Annotated in this window: 1 rRNA gene; it reads left to right on the plus strand. The window is 53.4% G+C overall.

From position 1 onward, the window contains the following. Window positions 1–6: 6 nt before the first annotated feature. Window positions 7–822, plus strand: a 16S ribosomal RNA gene (locus tag ASE01S_RS15405); the annotation flags it as partial.

Raw genomic sequence — 822 nt, forward strand, 5'->3', positions numbered from 1 at the left:
AAAAACTTTATTGAGAGTTTGATCTTGGCTCAGGACGAACGCTGGCGGCGTGCCTAATACATGCAAGTCGAGCGCAGGAAGCTAGACAGAACTCTTCGGAGTGACGTCAAGTGGAATGAGCGGCGGACGGGTGAGTAACACGTGGGCAACCTACCTGTAAGACTGGGATAACTCCGGGAAACCGGAGCTAATACCGGATAAAATTTTTCGCTGCATGGCGAAGAAATGAAAGGTGGCTTTTAGCTATCACTTACAGATGGGCCCGCGGCGCATTAGCTAGTTGGTGAGGTAACGGCTCACCAAGGCAACGATGCGTAGCCGACCTGAGAGGGTGATCGGCCACACTGGGACTGAGACACGGCCCAGACTCCTACGGGAGGCAGCAGTAGGGAATCTTCCGCAATGGACGAAAGTCTGACGGAGCAACGCCGCGTGAACGAAGAAGGTTTTCGGATCGTAAAGTTCTGTTGTTAGGGAAGAACACGTACCGTTCAAATAGGGCGGTACCTTGACGGTACCTAACGAGAAAGCCCCGGCTAACTACGTGCCAGCAGCCGCGGTAATACGTAGGGGGCGAGCGTTGTCCGGAATTATTGGGCGTAAAGCGCGCGCAGGCGGTTTTTTAAGTCTGATGTGAAATCTTGCGGCTCAACCGTAAGCGGTCATTGGAAACTGGAGAACTTGAGTGCAGAAGAGGAGAGTGGAATTCCACGTGTAGCGGTGAAATGCGTAGAGATGTGGAGGAACACCAGTGGCGAAGGCGACTCTCTGGTCTGTAACTGACGCTGAGGCGCGAAAGCGTGGGGAGCAAACAGGATTAGA

Origin of the sequence: Amphibacillus sediminis NBRC 103570, assembly GCF_001552275.1 — a bacterium.
Taxonomy (GTDB): domain Bacteria; phylum Bacillota; class Bacilli; order Bacillales; family Amphibacillaceae; genus Amphibacillus_B; species Amphibacillus_B sediminis.